The organism is Acidobacteriota bacterium (genome assembly GCA_016700075.1).
Lineage (GTDB): Bacteria > Acidobacteriota > Blastocatellia > Pyrinomonadales > Pyrinomonadaceae > OLB17.
Genome location: CP065000.1, coordinates 2,553,263 through 2,571,148 on the forward strand (window position 1 = coordinate 2,553,263; position 17,886 = coordinate 2,571,148).

Annotated in this window: 18 protein-coding genes; 9 read left to right on the forward strand and 9 right to left on the reverse strand. The window is 55.1% G+C overall.

What is annotated here, in order from left to right:
* Window positions 1-44: 44 nt before the first annotated feature.
* Genes mreC through IPM50_11525 form a run of 5 tightly spaced genes read left to right on the forward strand, consistent with a single transcriptional unit; the run spans window position 45 to window position 7,088 of the window.
* Window positions 45-938: a rod shape-determining protein MreC gene (mreC, locus tag IPM50_11505; protein QQS32283.1), complete on the forward strand. Its 894-nt coding sequence runs from the start codon at window positions 45-47 to the stop codon at window positions 936-938.
* A 14-nt stretch (window positions 939-952) separates the two neighbouring features.
* Window positions 953-1,501, forward strand: a complete 549-nt coding sequence (mreD, locus tag IPM50_11510) for a rod shape-determining protein MreD (protein ID QQS32284.1) — start codon at window positions 953-955, stop codon at window positions 1,499-1,501.
* A gap of 7 nt (window positions 1,502-1,508) precedes the next feature.
* Window positions 1,509-3,398: a penicillin-binding protein 2 gene (mrdA, locus tag IPM50_11515; protein ID QQS32285.1), complete on the forward strand. Its 1,890-nt coding sequence runs from the start codon at window positions 1,509-1,511 to the stop codon at window positions 3,396-3,398.
* Window positions 3,399-4,517 (forward strand): rod shape-determining protein RodA, encoded by a 1,119-nt coding sequence (locus IPM50_11520; GenBank protein QQS32286.1) that lies wholly within the window; start codon window positions 3,399-3,401, stop codon window positions 4,515-4,517.
* A 15-nt stretch (window positions 4,518-4,532) separates the two neighbouring features.
* Window positions 4,533-7,088, forward strand: a complete 2,556-nt coding sequence (locus IPM50_11525) for a PBP1A family penicillin-binding protein (protein QQS32287.1) — start codon at window positions 4,533-4,535, stop codon at window positions 7,086-7,088.
* 73 nt (window positions 7,089-7,161) lie between these two features.
* Here the strand turns inward: IPM50_11525 and IPM50_11530 are convergent, their stop codons facing one another.
* The 3 genes from IPM50_11530 to lipB all read right to left on the reverse strand — a co-directional run bounded on the left by IPM50_11530 (window position 7,162) and on the right by lipB (window position 9,581).
* Window positions 7,162-7,848 carry an esterase family protein gene (locus IPM50_11530; protein ID QQS34512.1) on the reverse strand — a complete coding sequence of 229 codons (687 nt, stop codon included), beginning with the start codon at window positions 7,846-7,848 and terminating at the stop codon, window positions 7,162-7,164.
* Between the two features lie 67 nt (window positions 7,849-7,915).
* A complete protein-coding gene (locus IPM50_11535; protein QQS32288.1) occupies window positions 7,916-8,890 on the reverse strand; it encodes a hypothetical protein in 975 nt (324 codons plus the stop codon).
* A 16-nt stretch (window positions 8,891-8,906) separates the two neighbouring features.
* Entirely contained in the window at window positions 8,907-9,581 is a 675-nt protein-coding gene (gene lipB / locus IPM50_11540; protein QQS32289.1) for a lipoyl(octanoyl) transferase LipB, read from the reverse strand.
* 57 nt (window positions 9,582-9,638) lie between these two features.
* Here lipB and IPM50_11545 point away from each other — a divergent pair, with 57 nt between their 5' ends.
* A complete protein-coding gene (locus IPM50_11545; GenBank protein ID QQS32290.1) occupies window positions 9,639-10,166 on the forward strand; it encodes a hypothetical protein in 528 nt (175 codons plus the stop codon).
* A 128-nt stretch (window positions 10,167-10,294) separates the two neighbouring features.
* On the opposite strand, the gene IPM50_11550 is transcribed toward IPM50_11545, so the two are convergent.
* Both IPM50_11550 and IPM50_11555 read right to left on the reverse strand, forming a co-directional pair.
* Window positions 10,295-10,960 carry a redoxin domain-containing protein gene (locus IPM50_11550; protein QQS32291.1) on the reverse strand — a complete coding sequence of 222 codons (666 nt, stop codon included), beginning with the start codon at window positions 10,958-10,960 and terminating at the stop codon, window positions 10,295-10,297.
* Between the two features lie 57 nt (window positions 10,961-11,017).
* Window positions 11,018-11,527, reverse strand: a complete 510-nt coding sequence (locus IPM50_11555; GenBank protein QQS32292.1) for a PepSY domain-containing protein — start codon at window positions 11,525-11,527, stop codon at window positions 11,018-11,020.
* 58 nt (window positions 11,528-11,585) lie between these two features.
* On the opposite strand from IPM50_11555, the gene IPM50_11560 reads away from it, so the two are divergent.
* Window positions 11,586-12,011 (forward strand): hypothetical protein, encoded by a 426-nt coding sequence (locus IPM50_11560; GenBank protein ID QQS32293.1) that lies wholly within the window; start codon window positions 11,586-11,588, stop codon window positions 12,009-12,011.
* Here the strand turns inward: IPM50_11560 and IPM50_11565 are convergent.
* Window positions 12,008-12,766: a ribonuclease Z gene (locus IPM50_11565; GenBank protein QQS32294.1), complete on the reverse strand. Its 759-nt coding sequence runs from the start codon at window positions 12,764-12,766 to the stop codon at window positions 12,008-12,010. The two genes, IPM50_11560 and IPM50_11565, sit on opposite strands and share 4 nt — an antisense overlap.
* Window positions 12,767-12,804: 38 nt before the next feature.
* On the opposite strand from IPM50_11565, the gene bshB1 reads away from it, so the two are divergent.
* On the forward strand, window positions 12,805-13,539 hold the full coding sequence (gene bshB1, locus IPM50_11570; GenBank protein QQS32295.1) for a bacillithiol biosynthesis deacetylase BshB1: 735 nt from the start codon (window positions 12,805-12,807) through the stop codon (window positions 13,537-13,539).
* Here the strand turns inward: bshB1 and IPM50_11575 are convergent.
* From IPM50_11575 to IPM50_11585, 3 genes are all read right to left on the reverse strand, one after another.
* A complete protein-coding gene (locus IPM50_11575; GenBank protein QQS32296.1) occupies window positions 13,536-14,741 on the reverse strand; it encodes a hypothetical protein in 1,206 nt (401 codons plus the stop codon). The two genes, bshB1 and IPM50_11575, sit on opposite strands and share 4 nt — an antisense overlap.
* Window positions 14,742-14,984: 243 nt before the next feature.
* Window positions 14,985-15,647, reverse strand: coding sequence for a class I SAM-dependent methyltransferase (locus IPM50_11580; GenBank protein ID QQS34513.1), 663 nt, complete (start codon window positions 15,645-15,647; stop codon window positions 14,985-14,987).
* An 8-nt stretch (window positions 15,648-15,655) separates the two neighbouring features.
* Window positions 15,656-16,903: a BtaA family protein gene (locus IPM50_11585; protein QQS32297.1), complete on the reverse strand. Its 1,248-nt coding sequence runs from the start codon at window positions 16,901-16,903 to the stop codon at window positions 15,656-15,658.
* Between the two features lie 152 nt (window positions 16,904-17,055).
* Between IPM50_11585 and IPM50_11590 the strand changes: the two genes are divergently transcribed.
* Complete coding sequence (locus tag IPM50_11590) at window positions 17,056-17,883, forward strand: J domain-containing protein (GenBank protein QQS32298.1); 828 nt, start codon at window positions 17,056-17,058, stop codon at window positions 17,881-17,883.
* Window positions 17,884-17,886 lie beyond the last annotated feature (3 nt).

Genomic DNA, 17,886 nt, shown 5'->3' on the forward strand with positions numbered 1-17,886 from the left:
ATTGAAGACTCTCAACTCTCAACTCTCAACTCTCAACTCACTAGATGGTTGAGCGCAGTCAAACCGAAGTATGGCGAATGGCTCCCTGGCTGATGCTCGCCTTGCTTTTCATAAATTTCGCATTGATGGCTCTGGATGCTCGCGACCGGACGACCGGCCAATGGGTCGTGCGTGCATGGGCGCAGACCGCAGCGGATTTTGTGCAGTCGCCGGTGACGACCATTACATCATCGATCTCAAACTACTTTACGTCGATCTCCAACCTGCGTTCTGCTCAGGATGAGAACACCATCTTAAAAGAGCGCATTCAGGAACTGGAAGTCGAAATACGTCAAAAAGAGGACCTTGCCGCGGAAAACCGCCGGCTGCTTTCGCTCCTTGACCTAAAAGAACAGACGCAATACCGCGTGTTGACCGCACGCATAATCGGCCGCGACCCGTCCGCTTGGTTCGATTCGTCGATCATAAACCGCGGCAGCCTGGACGGCGTTAAGCTGAACATGCCTATCGTAACGGGCGGCGGGCTGGTGGGCCGCGTAACGGCGGTCAGCCCTCTTACCGCACAGGTCGATCTGATAACGCGCGATAAATCCGGCGTCGGTGCCGTAGTTGGCGAGATCGGCGGGTCAAACGCTCTCGGCGTCGTATCGGGAACCAGCAAAAAGGACCTGCTGGAAATGAGATACGTCAGCGGCAGCATCGAGGTCAGCGTCGGACAGATCGTCTACACGACCGGGCAGGACGGTATTTTCCCTGCGGGGCTGAAGATCGGCGAGATAGTCAATATCGTTCCGGGCTCCGCAACGACGCCGCATCAGATACAGATCAGGCCGGCGGCACGGCTGGATTCGATGCAGGAGGTCGGGATCCTGCTTTACGAGCCGCCGGAGAAAACCGAATTTGAACAAAAGTTGCCCAACGCCGTGAAGCGTAGGTAATTCGGAACCTTAACGTGGAAGGAGTACGCCTAACAATTGCATTGATCGTCGCGGTTGCGCTGCAGTGGACGCTGCGCAACGTGTTCGAACCGTTGATGTACATCGATCTGCCGCTGATCGTGATCGTTTACGCGGCGGTTGGCCGCAACACGATGCGGGCGCTCATTTTCGGGACGGCTGCCGGACTCGCGGTGGACGCGCTTAGCGGGGGGCTGCTCGGTGCAGGTGCTTTTGCCAAGACACTGGTCGCCTACATTGTCAGCGAGATCGCACGCAGGGTCTATTTGGACAACGTTCTTTTGCGTATTCCCGTCCTAGCAGGTGCGTGCATTTTTGATGACCTGACCGTTTACGTCCTTCATAATATGTTCGGACAGCCTCCCGTTGGCGACCTGTTGGTCACAGCGGCATATTCGCTGATCGGGACGACAGTGGTCGGCACGATGATCTTTCTGATGCTCCAGAGCTTTTCGGGTACCACGCCGCGAACGCGGAAAAGCGATTACTTTCCCGCACGCAGGCATACCCGTAGACGAAACCCGATACGCCTGGGCAGGAGATAGCGAAGTAATGAAGATAGGAGATCAAGCACAGAACCTGGCCGTCCGTGTCGCCGTGATACAGGTATTGGCGTTCGTCCTGCTTGCTATACTCGGTGCGCGTCTTTATCACCTGCAGATCGTCCGCGGCGACCATTTCTCCGAACGTGCCGAAAGCCAGCGCGTCCGCCTGATACCGATTCCTGCGCCTCGCGGGGCGATCTTCGACCGCGAAGGCCGCATATTGGTCGATTCACGGCCGACATACAACGTGGTGCTTTCCAATGTGCCTCTAAAGCGGATCGACCTGAACGACCGGATAGACGAGTATGCCGAAGGGCTCAAGCTCGACCGTCAATACGTCGTCGAACGTCTCAATCTGATCCGACGGCAGAACGAATTCGAGTCGATGGTGCTCAAAGAGAACGTCGATATGCGCGACATCGCCTGGGTCGAATCGCACTCGCTTGAGTTTCCCGAGCTTCGGGTCGAACTGCGGCCGCAGCGCTTTTATCCGCTGGGCGAGACGCTTGCTCATGTGCTCGGCTACGTCGGCGAGATAAGCCCGAAACAGCTTGAGGATCCTAAATATCAGGAACGCGGCTTCCGCCCCGGAGACATCATCGGAAAAGGCGGGCTTGAACAGTATTACGACGAGTACCTGCGAGGGCGGCCGGGCTACCGCAAGGTGCTGGTCGACAGCCGCGGCCGCGTTCAAAGCGAACTTGAGGTCGTCCAGCCGCAATCGGGGCAGGATCTGGTGACGTCCATCGACCTCGATCTGCAGATGGCCGCCGAAGAGCAGCTCGCCAAATCGGTCACCAAACGAGGCACCATAATCGCGATGGACCCACGCAACGGCGAAATGCTGGCGATGGCATCGGCTCCGTCGTTCGATCCGAATGTCTTTGTTCGCGGTGCATCGACGCCCGAAGGGCGAAAGCGTATCGCAGAGTATTGGCAGGAAGAGGAGCGGCCGCTTTTCAACAGGGCCATACAGGGGCGCTATCCGCCGGGCTCGACATGGAAGATACCCGAATCCGCTGCGGCACTGCAGCAGGGCGTCATCACGGTAAACAATTCGAACATGGCGTGCGGCGGCGGCATCACGATCGGAAATAAATTCACACGCTGTATGGGCAGTCACGGCTCGCCGCCGCTTTCCTATGCGATCACGAAATCCTGCGACGGCTATTACTACCGCCTGGCTCTCAAGATGGGCATCGACGGCCTGATCCAGATGATCGAGGATTACGGTTTTGACAAGCGTTCGGGCATCGACCTTCCTAATGAAAAGGTGCCGCAGACGCCGAAATCGTGGATGTCTTACGTCGTAAAGAACGAAGGCAAATGGAGCGACATCCGCACTGTTTACGCCTCGATCGGCCAGGACACTGTCGTCGTCACGCCGATCTCGATGCTGCGTGCTGTCGCGGCGATCGGGATGCGCGGCAAAGAGTACATTCCGCATTTCATGAAAGAGGTCCGGCCCATCGGAGCCGTCGGCGAGCCCGGCACTTCTACGTTCATGCAGGAACGGCCCGGTCTCAAGTTTCAATATCCCGACCCGAAAGTGATCCCGATGTCGGACGAGAAATGGGACGTTATCCTAAAGGGAATGTGGGCCGTGGTGAACGGCGGCGGAACCGCATCGCGGATCGCCATACCGGGATTTGATATCGCCGGCAAAACAGGTACCGCTCAGGTCGCAGAGCTCGGAAAGGACGTAGGCAAGAACAAGGACCACGCCTGGTTCGTCAGCTACGCACCGGCGTATGAGCCGGAGATCGCAGTTCTCGCTCTGATCGAGAATTCCGGTTTCGGCGGCAGCCACGCCGCTCCCGCCGTTCGTGGCATCTATGACGCATATGTGGCCAAACGGCCCGGCGGCGATGTTGAAAAAGAGGTGGCACGCAGGTAGATGGCAGCCATTCTCGAAAAACATTCCTTTCGCGACCTCGACTGGCAGACGGCTCTGCTCGCCGTCGCGATCTCGGCATTCGGCGTTTGGCAGATCTACAACGCCGTTCCGAGCGAAGGCTATTGGTCAAAACAGATAGCGGGCATCGTGATCGCCATGGTCGCCTTTGTGGTGGTCGCGTTCACGGATTTTCGACGCATCATAGAGGCGGCACCGGTTTTCTATGCCATCGGGCTGTTTTTGCTTTTCCTAGTACTTACGCCGTTGGGCGTTGAGGTGAACGGGCAAAAGGCCTGGCTGCGGCTGCCGTTGATCGGGCAGTTTCAGCCGTCGGAGTTCATGAAGATCCCGACCGTTCTTATGCTCGCGAAATATTTCGGAGCCCGAAAGCCGAAACCGCTTACGCTGAAGGAAACGCTCGTCGGCGCTGCGATACTTTCAGGGCCGGTCGGCCTGATCATGCTCGAGCCGGACGCCGGCCAGGCAATAACGTATTTTCCGCTTCTCGGCGCCGTTCTTTTTTTGTCCGCGATAAAGATCCGCTATGTCGTATTGACCATCGCGGCGGCCGCAGTTTTCCTGCCGACGGCATATATCGTCGGCGTGAATACAGGCGTGATCAAGCTCTATCAGCAGCAGCGGATCATGGCGATCCTTGATCCCGAGAGCGTCGATCCGCGGGGTTTCGGTTATCATACGGTTCAGTCCATGATCACGGTCGGCAAAGGCGGCCTGACGGGCATCAAGGGCGATGCGGAAACGTCGCAAAGTGTTCTGAAATTTCTCCCCGAGCCGCAGACGGATTTCATCTTTGCCGTAACGGCAGAAAATACGGGTTTCATCGGCTGCGTGGCGCTGCTTTTGGCCTACGCATTGTTGTTCTCGAGGATGATCGCGGGTGCCCGTGAGGCTTCCGACCGTGCGGGAATGCTTGTTATAATGGCCATCGTCAGCGGAATGGTCTTCCAGATATTCATCAATATCGGGATGACGCTGGGTTTTCTGCCTGTTATCGGTGTTCCGCTGCCGCTGATGAGCGCGGGGCTGTCGGCATTGCTCACGACCTTCGTAGCGATAGGATTTGTAGTCAGCATTCGGTTGCGGCGATTTGTTAATTAGGAGAAGTAGCACGATATGGCAGTAGAAGCAGAACGTTTTCCGGCGGTTGAGGCCGGCTCGGCACAGGGCATCGCCTCGTGGCTGACATTTTGGTTCTCGGCCATTGTTCTGACGGTCTCAGCGGGCGGCCTGACCGGCGTGCTCGCATCGTATTACCTGAACAATTCGCAATATTCCGTCGAGGTCTCTGCTCTTGCGACGTATCGTCCGCCGCAGGTGACGACCATCTATGCCGACGACGGCGAGACCGTACTTGCCGAATTCGCAATTGAAAAACGCATTCCGATAAAGATACAGGACGTGCCGGACCGCGTCATCGACGCACTGCTCGCTATCGAGGATTACCGCTATCGCGACCACATCGGTATTGACCCGTACCGTATCGTCGGTGCTGTCGTCAGGAACCTGACGTCCGACCGTGTCGAAGGTGCCTCTACCATCACGCAGCAGCTCGCCAAGAACCTTTTCCTGTATAAGGACAAGACCTATACGCGAAAGGTCAACGAATGGGCCGTTGCACTGCAGATCGAGAGGTTCTACACAAAGGACCAGATCCTTGAGATGTATATGAACTACGTTTTCCTCGGCGCCGGAGCCTATGGCTTTGAGGCGGGTTCGAGGACGTATTTCGGAAAATCCGTAAAGGACCTGAATCTGGAAGAAGCCGCACTGCTGGCAGCCATTCCGAAATCGCCCGAGTATTCGCCGACGAGAAATATGGAAAAGGCGAGGATGCGGCGCGACATCGTGCTCGACCAGATGGCGAAATATTACCCTGAAAAATATTCGCAATCTGACGTAAACGCTGCTAAAGCAAAGCCTATCCAGCTCGCCAGTACGGCCTATTATCAGGCACAGCCTAAATCGACTGCGTGGGATTATCCGGTTGAAGAGATACGCCGTTACCTTGAGATGAAATACACGACCCGCGTCGCTCAGGGCGGGCTGAAGGTCTATTCGACCATCAACGTCGACGCCCAAAAACTGGCGACGCGTGTCGTCCGCGAGCGGTTGCGTCAATTCGACAAGGGCCGAAAGTGGCGCTCCGACTATCAAGATATCCTGATCGACGATGAGGGAAACCCCGTAACCGACGAAGCGACCGTGTCGAAGATGCTTGAGAACTACAAGCACCCTGATTGGTACGGCGACGAATACAAAGAGGGCGAATATATCAAAGGCCTCGTAATGCGTGCCAGTCCGAACAGCGATGAGGTAGGTGTGCGTTTCGGACGTTACAAAGCGATCGTGCGGTCCGGCGACATGGGCCGTGCCGGCCGTTCACCGCGTCAGGAACTCAAGCCCGGTTTTCTTGCTGAATTCTACATCGAAAAGGTCGATAACGAGAACCAGACGCTCGAAGTGCGGCTCGAACAGACGCCCGAGATCCAGGCCGCAATGGTAACGATGAACGCCAAGACCGGCGAGGTCGTGGCGATGGTCGGCGGCTACGATTTTCACACGAATAAATTCAATAACGCCACCCAGGGACTTCGTCAGACCGGATCGGCGTACAAACCTTTCATTTATGCGGCCGCGGTCGAAGAGGGCATGACGCCCGATACGGTCGTCAGCGGCGCGCCGATAAAACGCGGCGGCTGGCAGCCGACGAATTATGACGGCAGCCCCGGCCACGGCAATGTGCCGATGAAGATCGCCTTGGCGAAATCGTACAACATCGCCGCGGTTCACCTGCTCGATCAGGTCGGTATTCAGGCGGGAGCTCAGATGGTCCGCCGTTTCGGCATCTCCAATCCGATGGCGCCGAGCCTGCCGAGTGCTCTCGGAGCCTCTGAGGCGTCGCTGCTGGAAATGGTCGCCGCCTATTCGGCTTTTCCGAATAAGGGTATACGAATGATGCCGCATCTGATCCGCAAGGTTTATAACCGCGACGGCAGCCTGCTCGAGGATAACGAGGGCCAGAGTACGAAGGTCATGAGCGAATACGTAGCATCGACGATGGCGCAGATGATGCGAGGGGTAACGAGCGGAGGAGGAACGGCGTCCGGTGCAAATGCGGCCGGGCATCCGCTTGCAGGAAAGACCGGAACGGTAAACGCCCACACCGATGTTTGGTTCATCGGCTATACACCTGAGTATGTGACCGGCGTTTGGATGGGTAATCCGAAACGGAAAGAACCTTTAGGACGCGGAATGACGGGCGGCGGCGGCGCACTTCCGTATTTCAATGCCTTCATGAGCGTTTTCATGAAAGGCAAGCCGATGGTGAAATTCCCCGATCCGCCGCCAATGCCGCCTGAGATAAAACGTGCTGCAGAACTGAGAAAACGCGAGGAGCTTGAGAAGCTCGAAGAAGCTGACCTGAGCGGCCGCCGTTCGGGTATAGTCTTTACGCCGGGAACACTGATCGATCCCGACGCTCCATTGCCGGGCGAGCCGAAACCGAACGATCCGCGTCCCGATACGACACCGCGTCCTTCGGACGATCCGCCGCCCGACAGGCCGATCGTGGTCAGGACTCCAAGCGTGCAATCAACGCCTAGGCCCGATCCGCAGCCTGAAAAAACGCCCGAAGGCCCGCGTCGGCAGGGAAAGAAAGGTGAGGGTTAGTTAGGAGAATAAAACAGAAAAAGAAAGGGAGACAAGACGGCTTGTCTCCCTTTTACATTGTCGGGGCAGTTGCTTACTTCGTAAATTCTCCAAGGTAATACGGCAGCATTCTGCGCCACCAAACCCAATCATGGTTCACGTCGTGTCCCCAGATCTCTAGCCGGTGCGGGATGCCTTTTGAATGAAGCAGCCCGGAGAATTCGCGGCTGCGGTCCGGTGCCTCGTACGCGCCTTGCCCTGTTACTATCACTATCGAATCGGCACGCCTCAAACGCGGCAGGTGATAATCATCATTTAGGTTTTTCAGGTACATCGACGGATTGTTGAAATAGACGTTGTCGTCGTAGTAGCTCTCAAGATAATTGTAGATGTCGTAGCTGCCGCTCATCGCGATCGTACCGCGGAAATTATCCGAGTGTTTGAAGTAGGTGTTTGCCGCAAGCAGTGCGCCCAGGCTCGCGCCCGTTGTCAAAGGCTTTGCGTCGGCACCGCACTCATTGCGTATGAGCGGCAGTACCTCTTCCATGATGTATCGGTCATAGCGCGTCAGCATCTCGACCTTCCAGCCGGGGTGCGATTCCTTGTTTAGTAAACTGTAGCGGTTCACTGAATTGATGGAATAGGCGCGTATCTTTCCCGCTTCGATAAATTCCTTTATCGCGTCAACCAAATAAAAACGCTCGTATTCCAAATAATCTGCCGCTGCAGTAGGGAACATCAGCAGCGGATAGCCCGCGTCGCCGTATGCCACCAGCGGCATTTCCATACCCAAATTGTGGCTGAACCACGATGTTGTGTCTCGTCGCATTTAGTGTCGTTTCTCCAGACTATTTTACTACCGTAAAATCACGCACGGTCGAATTGTAGCCACCGTTGTCAACGGGATTTCCGTCCTTGTCGAGCAGCTCCAGTGAAATGGTGTGGCGTCCGGCCGTCCACCCGCCGAGCCAGATCGGCTGCCAGCGGTCGATGAAACGCGGTTCGCCGCCATTCACCGTATATCTGATCTTGTATTCGCCGCCGTCGCCAGCCAACTTCGCGTTGGTCAGCCAGAAATCGATCATTATCGGATCGGCATCGTTGCCCTTATATTCGCCTTTCGGGCGGCTGAATGTCAGCAGCGGCTTCTTAGCATCGACAGGGCCGGCATTGCTCGGACGCATTTCTTTGCCTTCCGGCGAGGGCTTCGTTTCGGCCGGCTGCGAATTGTTGTTTGCCATCACCTGTTCCTTTTCGGCTGTCGTTGTCGGCCGTTTCGCGTCGCCTCCGCCGTTCTTGACGGTAAATTTCACCATTTGGAATGAGCCTTCGTTCTTGTAGCTCTCGTGCCACGGCCGCGAAGCAAAAACGCGCAGCACGTGCTCGCCGTCCACGACGTTCCTCAGCTCAAACTCCTGATCGAGGTTGTAATACGCCTCGTAGGGCTGATTATCGAGGATGACGTGGATATGGTTGCCCATTTTCGTCTCGTGGTCCATATGCGGCTTGTAGCCTTTCAGGTCGCCCGAAATGTCCAGCTTGACCTTTACTGTCGAACTGTTCACGACCGCTCCTTCCTTCGGTTCTACGATCTTCAACACCGGCTGTGCCTGATCCTGCTCACCGCGGGCGGTCATCATTTCCTTTATTCTTTGCGGGGCTTCGACGACGCTCAGATTTTGCGGTCCGGCATTCGCATTTGCGGGCGCCGGGGCCGTATTCGACGCGGCGTTGTTCGACGCAGTCCCGCCGCAGCCCGCGATCAAAAGTGACGTTCCCAAAATTGCAACCCCAAGGACAAAAACAAAAGATGTACTTCTCATAAATATCTCCAATATCCTAGATCGAAACGGCCGACGGCATCTCTGTACCGACGGGAACGCTTCCGAAAACACTGCAAAAATTCTCAATCAAGCGGTCTTCCACCTCGCTCATTTCCAAACTGCGGCCCAGAATGCGATCCATCGACGTTACGGGTTCGCCCTCACACGCGATGATCCAGTTGTAATAGCTCAGGTCGGTATTCACGTTCAGCGCAAAACCGTGCGTCGTGACCCAGCGTTTTATATGGACGCCGATCGCCGCCACCTTTCCTTCCGATGTATGAACGCCCGTCAGGCCTTCGATGCGAAACGCCTCGATGCCGTAGTCGCCCATCGTGTGGATCAGCACTTCTTCCAGATCGCGGACGTATCGATGGACGTCCTCTCGGTCCGGCGATAGGTTCACGATCGGATAGCCGACGACCTGGCCGATGCCGTGATATGTAACGCGTCCGCCGCGGTTCGTTTCAAAAACCTCAACGCCCATCGCACGCAGCAGATCCGCCGTCGCGAGCACACCGTCCGTTTTGGCACGGCGGCCGAGCGTAAATGTATGCGGATGCTCGAGCAGGAGCAGATAGTCGCGCATGCGTTCAGCGATCACACGCGTTTCCAACTCCATTTGCAGTTCGAGGCCGTCGCCATAGGCAACACGGCCGAGACGGCGAACTTCGAGCGGCCTTTCACGCATCTGCTACTATGATAAGATTTTTGCGGCCGATCTTAAAGAACGCCGCATCGCACCGATATGACCCGATCACTCTTTTTATTTGCCGCTTTTACAGTAATTTGCATAATTTCGCTGGATGCATCCGCACAGCGGCGTCCCGCACCGCGGCGCACGCCTGCACCGCCCGCACCTGCTGCATCAGCGGCCGCAGCAGCAGAGGTGAAGCTGGGTGCCGAAAAAGCATCGACACAGATCAAAAATGTGACGAAGTTCCTCTACACGCTCGGCGGCATCGCGAACCGCATCGAGGACCTCGACCGCGAATCTAAAACGCGCAGCCTCTCGCGTGCTGCCCTCGATGCGAACGACAGCAACAAGCGGAGCGTCATCACCGCGATAAGAAACCTGCGTGCGGGCATCGAGGTTCTCGAGACGGAATTTCGCACAAAGCCCGCATTGCAGAAATACGCGCTTAATTTACAGGGAATTTCACTGTTGGCGTCGGAATGCGAACAGCTCGCCGCCGCCGGGCGTTTTTCAGACGCTGGCCGGCCGCTGCTCGAACTTGTTGAAAAGCTGTCGGATACGCTGGTGGCGATGCCGTGAGTGGGAAGACACAAAACAGAAGACAGAAGTCGCAAGACGAAGGAAAAAGGAAAAAGGAAAAAGGAAAGAGTCTAGCTGCTGACCGATAAATGCAAACTGCTAAATGCTAAATGCTAAATGATAAATGACTAGCACGGCTTCCTCAGTTCAGGCACTTTTTTACCTTCATCACAGGGTTCAATTTCTTTTTCCGTCGCTGAAACGGCCTGTCCCGCCGCTTTGATCCCGAGCTTACCGCGGATAAAGGTTTCTATCTCTTCGAGGACGATCTCGCCGTTGATGACGTTCGCCTTTTTCAGCAGAACATCGCCAGTTTTCTCGGCCTCGTTCGGCGAGAAAAGAACATACCACGGCGTGCCCCAGCCGCGGTTGTCGCCCACGGAGCGGCGGTAAACATAATGCTGCGATGACGTGCGGTCGGCACGCGATTCTGATTCGATGACGGCAGGGAACGTGATCTTCAGTTGATCCAGATTTCTACGCATCGCCGCGGCCGGATCGTAAAGTCCTATCGCGATTATCTCAAGGCCCTGCGGGGCATACTTGTCATAGAGGCTCTGCAAGATAGGAGCGTCGTGCCGCCAGTTCAGGCAAAAAGGAGCATAGTAAACAAGCATCACCGCCTTTTTGCCCGCGATCATCGAACGCAGTTCTGCGTTTTCTCCTGTCCTTAAATTCTTGTAGGTCCAGTTCTTGTAATTGATCTCTTTTTCCTGCATCGGTGCAGATTCGTTCTGGCCGAATGCGGGAACAAGCAGGAAAAGAACGGCGGCTGTAAGTAAAAAGGTTCTCATAACTAGACGGCTTCTTATGCCAAAGATTATCCGCTTAGATGCGTTTTTACAAGCAATTTATGCCTGAATTTCGCTGCCTCTGCGGCGTAGCCGCCGTGTCCAGTAGGCGATGTTCAAATAAATGCCCGAAAGAGCCGATAAAGCCGCGATCGCCGAAAAGATCAGCAGCAGCGTCACCTGCCATTTTCCCGCAAAAAAGTAGAAATGCGCCTCGCGGAAAAAACGTGTCTTTAGCGACGGCGGTTTCGAAAATGCGGCGGCACCTGTTTCGGCATCGATAAAGATCGACTCCGCACCGAGCCCGCCGACCGCCTGATATTGCGGCCTGCCGTCCTTCATGAGCAGAGTCAGTGCCGTCGTCGGCAGCTGACGTCCGGCAAGCTCGTTCGCACTTGCCATCGCCGCCGCCGGCGAAACGGCAACCCGCGATGCGTCGATATTTTCGATGACGCCGCCTTCGATGGTATTCGGCAGTGCATATAGGAATCCGCTCGCCGCCCACGCCAGTACGGGCACTGCCGCCAAAGCACCTAATATCAAATGAAGTTTGTAAATAAAATTTCTCATGGCAATTTAGGATAAGATTATCATCTGCGGCCATCTGTGGTAATCTGTTGTTCGAAATATGAGCCGACCGACTGTTACAGACATCTTCAAGCGTGCCGTTGCGATCCGAGAATCAAATCCCAATGCGGATTATGCCGCCGTAAAGTCGCAGCTTTTGAGCGAGTTTTCAGGCAGTCAGTTCCCTGAAACTGCGTTTCTGACCATTCCCGAATACGACAATATCGCACCCGAAGAAGACTGGACGGCCGGATTGCCCGTAACGCTTCGCGGTATTCAGAATGAGGACTGGAACGACGTCGTCCACGGCGTGATCATCAGCCTCGAACAGGTCGAAAACTATCCTAAACAGTCCGGCCGCGAGGACGATCCCGCGAAAGAATGGCGAAATCGCGACCGCGGCATCGCCGGTGCTGAAGAAAAGAACCTCGAAAAATGGTTGCCCGAAGAGCTGATGGCATTAGCCAAACGCAGTTCGAGATCTTAGACAACCAGGCCGTCCATTGCCTCGATGACCTCGCACGGCGGGTCGTATTTCGCGACCTCCTCCAGAAAGTTGACCCTGTCCCATTCGGGATAAAAATGCGTCAGCATCGCCCTTTTGGGCTTGGCTTTTCGGATGATGTACATGGCCTCGGCGAGGTCGAGATGCTTTTCGGCGGGTTTGTCGGCGGGAAACGAGCATTCCAAAATGAACAGATCGCATAGCCGTGCAAAGACGGCTAGTTCGAGCGTGAATCCCGTATCGGCGGAATAAACGAGCGTGTTTTCGTCGGAGTCGCGCAGGTGAATTGCGAGGCTTTCGGGCGTGTGCGGCGTCTTCAGCGTAACGGCATTCATTCCCGCGATCTCAATAGGCTCCTGCGGCTCGAACTCGGCGATCTCCACAGGAAACGGCTGTTCGAGCAGCTTGTAATCACGCACGGCATCAAAGCGTTCGATCAGCCCTTTCAGCCCGACAGGCCCGACGATCTGCAGCGGTTTTGTACGGCCGCGCATCTCGGCGGCGTGTTTCGTTCCGGCAAGCAAAGAAGGCAAACCGCCGACGTGGTCCAGGTGAAAATGCGAGATCCAGATCGCGTCAAGCTCGGGCCATTTCAGTCCGGCGGCGGCCATTCGCGTCGCGATCGACCCTGAACAATCAAGCAGAATTGTCCCGCCGTTCGCTTCGACAAAATAGCCTGAACTCGCACGTTTGGGATGCGGAATGGACGTGCCCGAGCCTAGAACCGTCAGCTTCATACGGCAATGATAGCACTAGTGTGTGGTAAATTATTCGAATGACAGAGGTTGATGTCCTCGCCGTTTTCGCACATCCTGACGACCTCGAATTGTCCGTCGGCGGCACGATGCTCAAGCTGAAAGCCCTCGGGTATCGCACAGGTGCTCTCGACGTGACCCGCGGAGAAATGGGCACACGCGGCACCGTCGAAGGCCGTGCAGAGGAAGCGAAAAAGGCCGCCGAAATATTAAAACTGGATATTCGAGAAAATCTTGGGCTTCGCGACGGCCACGTTTTCATCGATGAAGCAAGCCGTATCGCGATGACGCGAGCATTCCGCCGCCACAAACCGCGGGTCGTCATAACGCATCAGATCGGCGATTCGCACCCTGACCACAACAACATCGCTCAGCTTGTGCGTGAATGTTCGCGGCTGTGTGCGATGAGCAATTTCGACGCCGAAACCGGCGGCGAGCGCATAAAACCGCCGATCGTCGCACACAATATTTTTTCGCGCAGCGTGCATCCGTCGTTCATCGTTGACATCTCGGAGCACCTTGACGGCAAGATCGCCGCCATCCGCGCTCATGCGTCGCAGTTCTTTGACCCCAATTCCAACGAGCCTGAGACGATGCTGACCGGGGAGACCTATATTGACGAGATCGAATATCGTTCGCGATACTATGGATCGCTGATCGGTACCGCGGCCGGTGAGCCATTCTTTGTACGCGAAGCCCTGAATATCGAAGACCCATTTGCGTTGCTTACCCGTTCGATGAATTTATATTCCTAATCCGCAGCCAGGCGGCGTGTTCCCAACAGAATACCGGACTGCGTAGCGACATCCGGCGTGGGTTCAAAATCTGACCGAGCTTCATTCAGCCTGAAAAGATACGAGAAACGTCGATGGCTTAGGAACGTCAGCAGCCCGATCGCCGCGTTGTGAAATGCAGAGGCGCGTCCTTTCCAATGCTCCGCCAGCGGACGAGCGCCGCAGCCGTCTTCGGCGTCGAAATAGACGCGTTCGTGCCACCTGCGTCTGCCTTCGGGAAAATGCGGATAGTTGCCGAGGATCTGTGCCATTGAGGCGACCTGGCGAAATGACAACGGCCGCTTGTATTCGGGCAGGACGAGAACCGTACTGCGTTTGTCCTTGCGTATCTCATCGACGAATTCGGAAAAACACCCTGCCGACGTGGTGTTCACTACCGTGTTCGCGTGCATACAGTGCCTATCGCCGCCTGAGATGATCGGCAGGCCGAGTGTTTCCGCTATCTCGATGGCGAGTTTGTTCTCTGACCAAGGCCGAAAACCGTTCACCTCGATCGTGTGGACATCGCGGGCGTGCTCGTCGATGAAATCGCGAAGCAGCTCGTTGTGTGCCTCTTGGCCGATCATTTCTATATCCCACACGGGATGGTTGAAAACTATCAGAACCTCGTCTATCGAATTCAGCAGATCGAATATTCGTCGCAGCTCATTGCGGTCATGTCCCGCTTCGCCAAATGTATATGCGAGCAGCTGATCTCTTAGTTCCACGGCCCTCTCAGGCGGCAGATTGTGAACACCGAGGTGAAAATAGGCACAGCCAAACGGCACCGTCCATTCCATCGATATCGGCGCCTTAGAATTATCGACGGTTTCGTTCACCTGCACTGCGGCGTCGATGCAGTCGTGGTCGGTGATCGAAATGATCGGCTCGACATCAAGTTTGGCAACGTTCCCGCTCTCCATTTGATACACCTCGGGACCGGTGAGCGGCGGTTCCCAATAGCCAGTATTGAAATTTGGATACTGGCCGGCCGCAGCGCGGTATTTTTCGACCTCGCGTTTCCAGATATGCCGCACCAGCGGTATCTTTTCAGCATAGAAAGGCAGAAAATCGAGCATTTCTTTGGAATATTGCGTATGGCAATGCAGCGAAACGCCGGTGGAATGTCCGGCGGCATTCGCATATCTGTCCAGAATCTTTAGCTGTGAACGTGACGATTTCATTTCACTTCTCCGTTTGGGCAAAGAAAAAAGACTCGCCGATGATTCTCGGCGAGTCTGTTGTTTTTGTATTGTTCTGATCCGAAGGGTAGAGGTCTCTTGCCGCTGGACTGCGGCATTCGCATTTTAAGTGACGTTGATGTTAAAAGTGCGTTCTTGATCTGCGGCATGCTCTTGATCCGTTGCCGTAAATCAAGTTTTACCAATGCGTTCTGAAGTAAAAGTTAAAGTGGACTTACAATTTCGTTAAGATTGTTCGCTCTGTGGAAAACGCAGTTCGGCGAAAAAGGAATATCGGCGGTAGAGCGGCTCGATCGTCAACGCGGCACCTTTCGACTTTGCAAATTCATCGAGAAACGGTAGCAGGTCCGACCAGAACTGGACATGAAAATGTCGCAGCCAGCCTTTTATCATCGTTTGAAACCACCGAGGCAGTCTTTCCTGATCATAGAAATCGACAATATAAAGCGAACCGCCGGGCTTTATCTGTTCGGCTGCGTGCTCCAGAGCATGCCGCCACGGCGGGATCATTGAGATTGAATAGCTAAAAAATGCCGAGTCAAAACGCTCATCGAGCGCGAAAAGTTCGCTACGGTCGAATGATTCGGCAAGTGCGGTTTCGAGGCGAATGTTCGTGACGCCATCCTTCTCAATTTTGGCAGAGGCCGTAAGCAGCATTTCCGATGAGGCGTCGATGCCGTAGAGCGTCGCCTGCGGGTGCCTGCTTGCGAGTATTCTCAAATTTCGTCCGGTTCCGCATCCGATCTCCAGAACATTGTCGCCGGGCCGCACGAACATTCGATCGAGCAGGGTGTCTCGGCCGAGCAGGTAAAATCTTCGGGTCGCGTCGTAGAAATACCGCTGATAGCGGTACATCGAATCCATTCTCTCGAATGCGGCGTCGGTCATTGCGTTGTTCATTTCAGCGTGTAGAGGTGAAATCCGCCGTAAATGGAGGCACGGTCGCTCTTTGCGAAAGATAGTGATTCGTCACGGTGATATTCAAATTGTGAACGAAGTTCGACAGGCAGACGATCTTCGATCGGCGAACCGCTGCCCGCAGTGCGGAAAATTATGCGGGAACCTCTCTCGCCAAACTTCGCGATCGCCGACCACAGTTCCGACTGGGCACGATCGTCCATCCAATCCTGCGCGTCCAATAAGACGAAACGGTTAAAAGTATCGGCGGGCTGTGATCGAATGGCGTTGGTCACAGAGCAAACCGAAGCTCGTATCTTTGCCGCATTTGCCTTGAGTGAAGCGAAATTTTCTTCTCGTAGATAATCCGGCAAGCAGACCCTTTTTTCCGTGTCGTAGCGCCGTCCCAGTGCTTGCCATGCGAAATAGTTGTCGTCGATAGGAAAACCGCATGCAAGGCGTTTTGCCCGTTCGCGATAAATATCAATTATTGAGCCACCATCTGCGAGGTCTTTTTTCAGCTCCTCGTATTGCTGAGGTGGAATTCCAAGGCCAAACATGGTCACCGGCAGTTTTCCGACAAATTTGATCACCGTCGAATCAAAGAAGGGCGCGATGTTCTTTTCGAAAAGCTCTTCCTGTTCCTCCGGCGATCGTGCATCGAGCACGGCATCCGGGCGACAGCCGATCACTTTCGCGAGTCGATGAAAGAACCGCAGAAAATAACCGTTGCGCGAATGTTCGTACAGTCCGCCTTTTTCGAAGATATTGATACGGTCGCCGTATAGAATACCGCCGATCAGGCCGTTCTCTTCCCAAAAGTCGCGGGTCTCGTCGTCGAGTTCCGGTGCGATGTATTTGTAATACGCGGCCGTATTTTGCCGGTGGCTTCCGAGCCCGAAGAACCGGAAAAAATGTTCGTATGTCGGCAAATGGCGTGCGGCGGCGACCTTTAGCTTGAGCAGATTTATGTGATGTCGGTTCACATCGACCACCGTGACCGCGGCCGGCTGAGCGATCGAATAGTTCAGGGCGTTGCAGCCGCCCGACGATATACACAAGATGCGGGAATCATTGTCTAGCTGCATCGCTTCGATATCGACACGCGGATCTTCCCAGATCTGATTGTAAACGAACGCGTCGAACCACAACGCGAATAGCCGCTGCAGTATTCCCGCCCTCGACACCACCGTGTCGATCGAGACCGCATCCATTACGCTGGTGTTTTGTCTTGTTTCAGAGATCATTATATTCACGGCAGGAGAAAATCATTTTTGTTAAATCTGACCGATGTTGCGCAAATAGGTGTAACGACATCCTGAAATGGCTGTTAAATATTATGACGAACCGTGGCTGCGGTGAGTGCGGTCTGCATACGATGTGAGATATATTTTAGGTAATGGCGACCGTCGCTCCCGAAGAGATCGAACTGCAGAAAAAACAGCGTGTGCTTGAGCGGCTGAAGGACCGCCTTGCCGACCGCGAGGAGGCGATGACGGATCTGCGCGGTGAGATGGAGCAGTTCGAGGCGAAATACACGATGGAGGTCGCACGGCTATATGCCGAGTTTGACGAGATCGAAGCACAGATCGCCGAAGAGGAATTCAAACTCGTTCCTGACGACGAAGAAATAAAGAAGCGTGCGGAAGAGCTTCGCCGTCGTGCCGAAGAATCGGCCGCCCGTGCAGCCGAGGACGCCGAAAAGGCGAATTTTCGCCACGACCCGACGCCCGAGGCCAAGAAGGCTTATCACGAGCTCGCACGCGCAATTCACCCTGACCTCGCTCTCGACAATGAAGAGAAAGAGCGGCGGCACGTAATGATGGCGGAGCTGAACGACGCCTATTCACGCGGCGACCAGCAAAAGCTGAACAAGCTCGTCGCGGATATGCGTCAAAGCCCTGAAATGGTGCGCGGCGATTCGGTCGGCGATGAGCTGATACGTGTAATAAGAACGATCTATCAGGTGAATCAGCGGCTGCGCGAACTCGCCGCGGAAGAGGCAGAGGTCATGGCGTCGGAGCTTTACGGGCTGAAACAGAACGTCGATCGCGAAATGGCCGAAGGCCGCGACATCCTGTCGCAGATGGCAAATCGTACTCAGGTCCACATCAAAAAATCCGAGCGGCGGCTCGCAAACCTTAGACAGGTGAACGAAGCTCAAGAGGAATACGTGCGGGAACGCTTCGGTATGGACGTCGAAGATTTCCGGCAAAAGAAGCAGTAAGAA

Coding starts and splice junctions, on each gene's coding strand:
- mreC (QQS32283.1), top strand. CDS start 45: ATGGTTGAGCGCAGTCAAACCGAAGTATGGCGAATGGCTCCCTGGCTG.
- mrdA (QQS32285.1), top strand. CDS start 1,509: ATGAAGATAGGAGATCAAGCACAGAACCTGGCCGTCCGTGTCGCCGTG.
- IPM50_11520 (QQS32286.1), top strand. CDS start 3,399: ATGGCAGCCATTCTCGAAAAACATTCCTTTCGCGACCTCGACTGGCAG.
- IPM50_11525 (QQS32287.1), top strand. CDS start 4,533: ATGGCAGTAGAAGCAGAACGTTTTCCGGCGGTTGAGGCCGGCTCGGCA.
- IPM50_11530 (QQS34512.1), bottom strand. CDS start 7,848: ATGCCGCTGGTGGCATACGGCGACGCGGGCTATCCGCTGCTGATGTTC.
- IPM50_11535 (QQS32288.1), bottom strand. CDS start 8,890: ATGAGAAGTACATCTTTTGTTTTTGTCCTTGGGGTTGCAATTTTGGGA.
- lipB (QQS32289.1), bottom strand. CDS start 9,581: ATGCGTGAAAGGCCGCTCGAAGTTCGCCGTCTCGGCCGTGTTGCCTAT.
- IPM50_11545 (QQS32290.1), top strand. CDS start 9,639: ATGACCCGATCACTCTTTTTATTTGCCGCTTTTACAGTAATTTGCATA.
- IPM50_11550 (QQS32291.1), bottom strand. CDS start 10,960: ATGAGAACCTTTTTACTTACAGCCGCCGTTCTTTTCCTGCTTGTTCCC.
- IPM50_11555 (QQS32292.1), bottom strand. CDS start 11,527: ATGAGAAATTTTATTTACAAACTTCATTTGATATTAGGTGCTTTGGCG.
- IPM50_11560 (QQS32293.1), top strand. CDS start 11,586: ATGAGCCGACCGACTGTTACAGACATCTTCAAGCGTGCCGTTGCGATC.
- IPM50_11565 (QQS32294.1), bottom strand. CDS start 12,766: ATGAAGCTGACGGTTCTAGGCTCGGGCACGTCCATTCCGCATCCCAAA.
- bshB1 (QQS32295.1), top strand. CDS start 12,805: ATGACAGAGGTTGATGTCCTCGCCGTTTTCGCACATCCTGACGACCTC.
- IPM50_11575 (QQS32296.1), bottom strand. CDS start 14,741: ATGAAATCGTCACGTTCACAGCTAAAGATTCTGGACAGATATGCGAAT.
- IPM50_11580 (QQS34513.1), bottom strand. CDS start 15,647: ATGACCGACGCCGCATTCGAGAGAATGGATTCGATGTACCGCTATCAG.
- IPM50_11585 (QQS32297.1), bottom strand. CDS start 16,903: ATGATCTCTGAAACAAGACAAAACACCAGCGTAATGGATGCGGTCTCG.
- IPM50_11590 (QQS32298.1), top strand. CDS start 17,056: ATGGCGACCGTCGCTCCCGAAGAGATCGAACTGCAGAAAAAACAGCGT.